This window comes from Bradyrhizobium valentinum (genome assembly GCF_001440405.1).
GTDB classification, from domain to species: domain Bacteria; phylum Pseudomonadota; class Alphaproteobacteria; order Rhizobiales; family Xanthobacteraceae; genus Bradyrhizobium; species Bradyrhizobium valentinum.
Genome location: NZ_LLXX01000080.1, coordinates 1 through 8668, shown reverse-complemented (window position 1 = coordinate 8668; position 8668 = coordinate 1). Strand labels below are relative to the sequence as shown.

Here is an 8668-nt window from a genome sequence, read left to right as displayed (position 1 = left end):
TCTATGGTCACGTGCACGAGCAGAAGATCTTTGAGGTCGCCGACGATGGAAGCGTCCGCGACCTTCTTGCGGACAGCGTCGTGAAACTGCGCTCGGATCGGGAATACTTCGTCAATCCGGGATCGCTGGACGCTTCGCGCAAGCAAGCGCCAAAATTCGCAGAATTTGCGCTTTTCGATAGCGGTCCAATGACCGTAGAATTCTTCCGCGTGCCTTATGACGATATGCTCACTGAAGCGAAGGCGGCTGGCGCCGGCTACCGCATCGGTCCTTGGCGGGACCGCTTCTACGCCCTGCAGCGTAAGGTTCCCGGTTTTCGATGAGCACCCGGCGAAGGGTTTCGACAGCGTCTTGTTGCGCACGATCGCAGCGCCGGATCGGGCCGTGATCAGGCTCAGCCCGACAGACCTGTAGCCTCGACCCTGGGCGCCTTGCGGGAAGCCATGTAGCAGCGGACGCAACGCGCGCACCGGGCGGTCGATCCGAGCCAACGATGCTGACAATGGTTTGCGCCAAGGCGTTTGCGCTTCAGTGTGCTTCCAGATTCGTTTCTAACCTCGACGAATCCGAGGCGGTTCACTTTCCGGGTAGACACCCGCACCGTCATCCTGCGAGATCGCAATGGCGGCGAGCACCGTCCGGTTGCTGATTTCAAGCTTTTGAAAGATGTGATGGAGATGCACCTTGATGGTGCCGTTGCTGATGTTCAGGCGTCGGCCAATTTCTTTGTTCGACAGCCCTTCGGACACCAACCGCATGATCTGGCGCTCCCGGTCTGTCAGTACAGCCAATGCGTTCTCCATGCTCGCGCTTTGCTCCCGAAATACCACCTCGGCTGTGGGCAGCGGCAACAGCCGTCGGCCTCCGGCAACCTGGCGTAAGAATCGCACGAGAATTTCGGGCGTCACGTCCCTTGAGATGAAGTTGAAACCGTCGGCCGCGGCGGACATGACTAGTTCACTTTCCGCTTCAGATGCGGTGAAAAAGACGAGTCGCGTGGAAAGCTTCTCGGCATTTATGATAGAGAGAACTTCCGGCGCGGTCACGCCAGGCATCGAGCCGTCGAGAATAGCTATGTGCGGCGCTAGATTCCGAATTGCCTCAACGCATCCCGGACCATCGGTGCAAGATGCAACAATCTTGAAATCGGAATGGGCTCCCAGCACGTTGCTCAAGCCCTGCAAAACCACGGGATGTCGATCCGCAATCACGACAGTAATGCTACGCATTGGGCAGCCCTCAGCCTGTCCTCAACGTTAAACCCCGCCGCCCAGCCTTTGTTTCTCCCCCTGCGTTTCTCTCCCCGTTTGACGCGACAATATATCATGGGTAGTGCGGCACCGCAAAAACGATGGCAGCGAGAGGTTGGCTCCTGCTTGCCGCGACTCCTCAAGAGACTGTGCACATTCCGAAGCTGAAGCATCCGTAGAACTGTGGATCGATTTAGCACGAGTGCGCCCGTCCACGTTTTAGAGAGAGCTCACGGATCGAGTTCCGGTAAGCGATTAGCTTCTACGTGACTTTGCAACGCGCGATGACGTCACGTTCGCATGTAGAAAGGCGTTTGCTCTTATGAAGACATACCCCGCACGTACCGAAGGGCTTATACCCAAAGGTATATTTGGATAGCGGGAATTCGAATCTAACATTCACAAACGCTTACCAACTTTGAGGCATCGAAATTTTACCAACCCGACGTTGTGAAAGGAGAATAACTCTACCCCGACAAGCTGCCACACTCTAGAAGACGAAGGAGAAGAAGCCTCAATCGATCGGAAAAGCGCTAATTCAGGCTGGAAATTACCGTGTCTTCGGAATTGTCGAAATTGTCAAATTGCGTAATGACCGGGAGAGTGAGATGCGGAGGCGACAATTTTGTGCAACGTTCATCGTCGGGAAAAGCGTTCTAATCAGAGAGGGTATTGCTAGAATTCTAAGCGCGGCAAATTTTCGTACCCTTGCGTCGGTATCATGCGCTGATGATTTGTCGCCGAACAAACTCCAATCGCACCCATCGCTGGTTCTCATTGTCCATGCGGGCGATGATTTTGAAACCGCCGTTGAACAAATTGAGCTCTTGCGGGAGCGGCATCCGAAAGCACGCATTGCGGTCGTAGCTGATCACTACCGGCTAGAAGAGATGGTTGTGGCCTTCCAGGCGGGTGCCAGCGGCTATTTCATCGATGTCATGACGTGCGATGTATTCGTCAAATCCATTGAACTGGTGATGATGGGCGAAATAATCTTCCCGCCGGCATTCATGTCATCCATTCTCCACCCTGAAAGTGACCACTTCGCCAAGCCGGAGCCGCGGGCGATCGCCTTCACCGCGGAGCGTAGCATGACGCAACAACTGTCCCCCCGGGAAAGATCAATCATGCAATGCCTGATCGCGGGCGATTCCAACAAATCCATAGCGCGCAAGATCGATATCGCGGAGGCGACCGTAAAGGTCCACGTCAAGGCGATCCTTCGCAAGATCCGGGTCCAGAACCGGACCCAAGCTGCAATTTGGGGAATGAACAATGGTTCACTGGTGCGACCGCTAATTGACGCCTCCAGTACAAGCGAGCCGTTTCCGGAATCGCTCCCGATTGTTTCCGATATCAAGCAGATCGAGGGAATAGTACGACCAGAATTGATCAATCAATCCACACATCGCGTGAAGGCTCCCAATATTGGCCGCCTGATACGCAACGGACCAGCGCGGCTCGGAAAATAGGCCAGGCAACTGTCAGGACTCTCGCGGCCCTTGGTTCTTGAGCGGAATTGCACCGAAGCTGTCGATTGGGCCTGAACCGGTCGTGCGCGATCTTGTGTAGGACGACATCAGGCCAGCGGCACTCCGGCATGACCGCGCAAGTACCGACCGGAGAGTTCCGACATGATCTTATTGACAGGCGGCGCTGGCTACATCGGGTCCCATGTCTCTGTCGCGTTACTTGACGCTGGGCTGGATGTCGTCGCGGTCGATAACCTCTCCAACAGCAACGAAGCGTCTCTCCAACGTGTGCAAACCATCTGCGGACGATCGCTCGTCTTTCGACATGCCGACATCTGTAATGAAGAGGCAATCTACGAGATATTGCGCGCTTACGAAGTGACCGCCGTTATTCACCTCGCGGGGTTCAAGGCGGTAGGCGATTCCAACGTTCGGCCGATGACCTATTACGAGAACAACGTTTTGGGAACGATGCGGCTGGTGTCAGCCATGACGAGAACGAGTGTGAAGACACTCGTTTTTAGTTCGTCCGCAACCGTTTATGGCACTCCCATGTACCTGCCGCTGGACGAGAAGCATCCGGTCGGACCGACAAACCCGTACGGCCGTACAAAGCTTTTCATCGAAGAAATGCTAAAGGACCTCTATCGGTCCGACGAAAGTTGGCGGATTGGTATTCTGCGCTACTTCAATCCGGTTGGTGCGCATGAAAGCGGGCTCATCGGTGAAGACCCTTTGGGCGTTCCGAACAACCTGTTGCCGTTTGTGGCGCAAGTGGCAATCGGAAAACGTGAGAAGCTACACATTTGGGGAAACGACTATGATACTTCGGATGGTACGGCAATCCGAGACTTCATTCATGTCGTAGATCTTGCATCCGGACATCTAAGTGCTCTGAGCTACCTGAAACAACCCGGCGTACTGACCGTCAATCTCGGAACAGGAAACGGCAGCAGCGTCTTGGAGGTGGTTCGGACATTCGAGGTCGTGAGCGGCAGGCCAATTCCCTATGTGATCGACGAACGCAGGGTCGGTGATGTTGCAATCTGTTATGCTGATCCGACGCTCGCGAAGAGACTATTGGGTTGGACATCAAGGCGATCATTGACGCAGATGTGCGCCGACCATTGGCGCTGGCAGATGAAAAACCCAAATGGCTATCGTGGCACCCAGATCTTGAAGGTTCGCGAACAGTCGCAGCCCGTTCACTGAAATCGTCCACATATGGCGCTGCCTCGCGGCAGAGCAACTGCTGTCCCCACCCAGCCGGCGCTCCCGGTCAATGAGGCTATCTCTGATACTTTCCGTGTGCGCCCCAATTGGTGCTACCGACGCAGCGCCTCAATTCGCGCTTTCGCCTCCTTGATTCCTGCGGCGTCGGCTTTCGCGTAGAGGTCTTGCGCTCTGACCGCATCGCCGCGGGTTCCGAGAGTTCCCCATTTGACAAGGATCAAGGGATCATAGGTTTCTGCGAGTGAGAAGCTCGCCTGGACGCTACCCATCTCGACGGCGCGCTCCAGCACAATCCGCGCCGCGCCTATGTCGCCCTGTCCGAGCAGCGCGCTCGCACGCGCAAGCAACGCTGCTGCTCCCGCGGCTTTCTTGGAGTTGGGCTGGGCATCGTTTCGAACGCCCGCCGCCGGTGACCATTCGGTGACTGACTTCGCGCTTTCCGCAGGCTTGTCCCGCGCGATCGAGCCAACCGTCACCGCATTGGGCACAACCTGTTTCGCAAGCGCGAGATCCCGTTCGAGCTGTTCGGCCCTAGCCCGCTCCAGCCGCAGTGAGCTGCGCAACGAGGTTGAGTCGCGCTCCGCCGCCTGCCTCGTCCGCGCGACCTCCTCGCTCGCCCTGGCCGCCAAAGCAGCCTGCGTATCGAGATCCCGACGTGCGGTTACGAGATCCTGTTCCAGCCGCGCCGTCCGATCGCGCCCGTCCTGTGCGGATTCGCGAAGCGACGGTGCGCCGTTTGCAGCCGCCTGTCTGAGTTCCGCCACCTCGTCTCCAAGCCTACGGGCCTGAGCCTCATATGCATAGATCGCGCTGCGCGCGATCGAGAGGTCTTGGGCAAGTGCGTCGGCCCTTTTGCGTTCCTTCTCGCTTGCCTGCTTCAGCCGGGACATTTCCTCACTTTCCTTCGACGCCAGTACCGTTTGGGTCTCCACCTCGCGCCGCGTCGCCGCAAGATCTTGCTCCAGCCGCGCGTACCGCTGGCGCTCCTGCTGCAAAGATTGCTGCAGTTCCGCTTCGCTGCTCCCCCTGACCTTGTCCAGCCGGGACGCTTCCTCACTTGCTTTCGCCACCAGTGCCGTTTGGGTCTCCACCTCGCGCCGCGCCGCCGCAAGGTCCTGCTCCAGCCGCGCGGACCATTCGCGTTCCTGCTGCAAAGACTGCTGCAGCTCCGTTCCGCTGCTCCCCCTAGCCTGTCCCAGCCGAGACGCTTCCTCACTTGCTTTCGACGCCAGTACCGTTTGGGTCTCCACCTCGCGCCGCGCCGCCGCAAGATCCTGCTGCAGCTGCGCGGATCGCCCGCACTCCTGCTGCAAAGATTTCTGCAGCTCCGCCTCGCTGCTCAAGTTTGCCTGTTTCAGGCGAGACGCTTCCTCGCTTGCTTTCGATGCCAGTGCCGTTTGGATCTCGACGTCACGCCGCGCCGCCGCGAGATCCTGCTCCAGCCGCTCGGCCCGATCGCCCTTCTGCTGCAAAGACTTCTGCAGTCGCGCTTCGCTGCTCTCGCCTGCCTGCTTCAGCTGGGACGCTTCCTCGCCTGCTTTGGACGCCAGTGCCGTTTGGGACTCCATCTCGCGCCGCGCCGCCGCAAGATCCTGCTCCAGCTGCGCGGACCGCTCACGCTCCTGCTGCAGAGGCTTCTGCAGCTCCGCTTCGCTGCTCTCGCTTGCCTGTTTCAGCCGGGACACTTCCTCGCTTGCTTTCGCCGCCAGCGCGGCCTGGGCCTCGACATCCCGCCGCGCTGCCGCAAGATCCTGCTCCAGCCGCGCGGACCGCTCGCGCTCCTGTTGCAGAGACTTCTGCAGCTCTGCTTCGCTGCTCTCGCTTGCCTGTTTCAGCCGGGACGCTTCCTCGCTTGCTTTCGCCGCCAGTACCGTTTGGGTCTCGACGTCGCGCCGCGCCGCCGCAAGATCCTGGTCCAGCGGCGTGGACGGCTCGCGCTCCTGTTGCAGTGACTTCTGCGGCTCCGCTTTGCTGCTCTCGCTTGCTTGTTTCGGCCAGCACGCTTCCTCGTTTGCTTTCGCCGCCAGTGCCGTCTGAGTTTCGACGTCGCGCCGCGCCGCTGCAAGATCCTGCTCCAGCCGCGCGGACCGGTCGTGCTCTTCTTGCGCGGATTTGCAAAGCGATGGGGCGCCGTTTGCAACGGCCCGCCTGAGTTCCACCGCTTCGGCTCCGGCTTTTCGGGCCTGAGCTTCGTACGCATAAATCGCGCTCCGCATCATCGAGAGGTCTTGCGCGAGGGAGTGGGCCCCTGCGCGCTCCTTCTGCATCGATCGCCTCAGCTCGCCGGCACCGGCTTCTGCCGCCTGCTTCCGCTGCAAGACTTCCTCGGCCGCCGCCTTCGTAGCCAGCGCGGTCTGGGCCTCGACATCGCGAAGCGCTGCCGCAAGATCCTGCTCGAGCCGTGCGGACCGCTCGCGCTCATGTTGCAAAGACGTCTCCAATTCCGTCCCGCCACTCGCCTCCGCTTGTTTCAACCGGGACGCTCCCTCACTTGCTTTCGCCGCCCGTGCGCTTTGGGTTTCGACGTCGCGCCGAGCAGCCGCGAGATCTTGCTCCAGCCACTCGACCCGATCGCGCTCTTGCTCGAGACGTTGCAGCAACTCGATATCACGCCTCGCAATCGTGAGTTCGCAAGACAGTGTCTCGGACCAGTGGTGTTCCCGTTCCCGGGGCTGTCCTGCATCGCTGGTCGCTGCTTGCGCAACCTGCACCGATCTTTCGCTTCTGCGGCTGCTCGACGCCAAGGCCTCGAAGCCGCCATAACCTGCCATTCCATCGGAAGCGAAACCGCGGGTAGCCATCGCGTGTTGGGCCTCAGCCGGGTGTCGCGCTTGTTTCGGGCAAGCGTGGGTTTCCGACGCCCATGTTATCGCGAGCAAAGTCGCGGCTATCCATGGGGTTGCGGATCGTCCCTGCGTGGGCAGGCGCCTCATTGTGTTCTGCGTGTTCTGCGCAAACAGCGCGCCGTCCGAATCGTTTCGTAACGTGCCCGCGATACCGCAGGCGGTATTCATTTGCTCGTAGAGAATGACCGCGCGACCCATCTGCAATCACCTTTCACATGGTCATACGGCTTTGCTTGGATGCGGTCATTATGCGCTGCGCTGATGCAATTCTATAACTCGCATGGAGAACCCTCAAAAGCCGTCTTCCTCAGTGCGCGGACCTGTCGCTGTCGGACGCCGCAGCGAATTGTAAGCCTAACCTTCTGTTCCATCATTGGCGCCGGGCCATGCGTTTTCGCTATGTTAGCTGGTATCGGTCTCCATTGCTTCGCATCCGATCAGACCCGTTGCTACAAGCACTTGGAGCGGATTCCTCCTCGAATTTTAGTCCCACGCTACCCCGGCTCAATGGACCATCGTAATTACCCATTTATTGCCAGGGACGACCCGTTTCTCACGGCGCGCGCACCTTGAGCACCAGTTCGTGGCTGCAGTCGTCGTGCTGGCTGTCCAGTTTGAAACCTTGGCACATCGATAGCCCCGGCGATCGAGGCCGCCCAAGGACACTTGCCCGCTCCATTTAACCGGGGGCGGAAACAATCCGGCAACTTGCTCCAAAAATCGCCCTGCAGACGGGCGCGCCGGCGACGCCGTTCTTCCAGTTCGATCTGCACGGCTTCGCTGGAGCCGTAATGCCGCTGGCTGGGGACAAGACAATTGGGGTCTTGTACAATTTCGTGCATAACGGCCGTGTCCTTAACTACCAAAGCGGCTTTCTCTATGAGAGCGATGGCCGGCTCAAGCCTGGGCTTGTCAGCCATGTGCTGGCTATTCAGGACAGCATCGCACGCGGGGAACGCAGCTACGACTTCCTGGCTGGTGGCGGTGGGCACAAGTCCCATCTGGCAAATAGCGAGCATGCCATGAAGTGGATCGCAATAGGCAGAGACAATCCAGAGCGCCGCATCGAGGCCAAGCTCCGCGGTGCCAAGCGGATGCTACGAACGATTGCTACGAATACTCCAAAAAAGAAGCTGTCGCTCTGTATTCCGTATTTGGGGGCTAGTTCCTAGACGATCGGTTTGGCTCTTTGGCGAGGACCAATGGGAGGGTGGCTTGTCTACATTATGCGATGTGACCATTGTCGGTGCTGGCCCCTTTGGATTGTCGGTTACAGCACACTTGCGCCGACTTGTGTTGAACACCGAACAATCGGCAGCCCAGGCATTCCGCCGTATCGAGCTTGGGCTAATAGAAAGTAGTTGTGATGGCTTTTCGCATCAGAGCCTGTGAACAGAGCGAGAGGGAGAGTGGTCCGGGCGGAGTCTGTCTCTCCAACATTTGCAAATGCGCGTTTGTCTCCATCTCGATCGTTCGCGGCTTCTGCGCTGGCAGCCCTGCGATCTGCCCTTGGCTGAAGTAGACTACCCGGGGGCACCGTGCGTATCCCTCCGCCGCGGTGCTCATCGAAAGCCGGGAACCTTACGCTGCAGGGCGTAGAAGCGGTCCCGCCAAGGACCGATGCGGTAGCCGGCGCCAGCCGCCTTCGCTTCAGTGAGCATATCGTCATAAGGCACGCGGAAGAATTCTACGGTCATTGGACCGCTATCGAAAAGCGCAAATTCTGCGAATTTTGGCGCTTGCTTGCGCGAAGCGTCCAGCGATCCCGGATTGACGAAGTATTCCCGATCCGAGCGCAGTTTCACGACGCTGACGCTTCCATCGTCGGCGACCTCAAAGATCTTCTGCTCGTGCACGTGACCATAGA

7 protein-coding genes are annotated in these 8668 nt (G+C 58.8%); 4 read left to right on the top strand and 3 right to left on the bottom strand.

The features are described from left to right. Positions 1-323 (top strand): hypothetical protein (locus tag CP49_RS45940; protein ID WP_197423096.1); only part of this gene is annotated, 323 nt, incomplete at its 5' end. A gap of 228 nt (positions 324-551) precedes the next feature. Here CP49_RS45940 and CP49_RS13015 read toward each other — a convergent pair. After that, the gene (locus CP49_RS13015) at positions 552-1229 is read right to left on the bottom strand and encodes a sigma-70 family RNA polymerase sigma factor (RefSeq protein ID WP_057850652.1); all 678 of its coding nucleotides are present in this window, start codon (positions 1227-1229) and stop codon (positions 552-554) included. 629 nt (positions 1230-1858) lie between these two features. Here CP49_RS13015 and CP49_RS41960 point away from each other — a divergent pair. Then, the gene (locus tag CP49_RS41960; RefSeq protein WP_082646003.1) at positions 1859-2722 is read left to right on the top strand and encodes a LuxR C-terminal-related transcriptional regulator; all 864 of its coding nucleotides are present in this window, start codon (positions 1859-1861) and stop codon (positions 2720-2722) included. A 162-nt stretch (positions 2723-2884) separates the two neighbouring features. After that, positions 2885-3934, top strand: coding sequence for a UDP-glucose 4-epimerase GalE (gene galE / locus CP49_RS13005; RefSeq protein WP_057850651.1), 1050 nt, complete (start codon positions 2885-2887; stop codon positions 3932-3934). A 113-nt stretch (positions 3935-4047) separates the two neighbouring features. On the opposite strand, the gene CP49_RS13000 is transcribed toward galE, so the two are convergent. Then, positions 4048-6384, bottom strand: a complete 2337-nt coding sequence (locus tag CP49_RS13000; RefSeq protein ID WP_156438359.1) for a coiled-coil domain-containing protein — start codon at positions 6382-6384, stop codon at positions 4048-4050. 1208 nt (positions 6385-7592) lie between these two features. Here CP49_RS13000 and CP49_RS47235 point away from each other — a divergent pair. After that, entirely contained in the window at positions 7593-7973 is a 381-nt protein-coding gene (locus CP49_RS47235) for a GNAT family N-acetyltransferase (protein WP_057850649.1), read from the top strand. 390 nt (positions 7974-8363) lie between these two features. Here the strand turns inward: CP49_RS47235 and CP49_RS45935 are convergent. After that, positions 8364-8668 (bottom strand): hypothetical protein (locus CP49_RS45935; protein ID WP_197423095.1); only part of this gene is annotated, 305 nt, incomplete at its 5' end.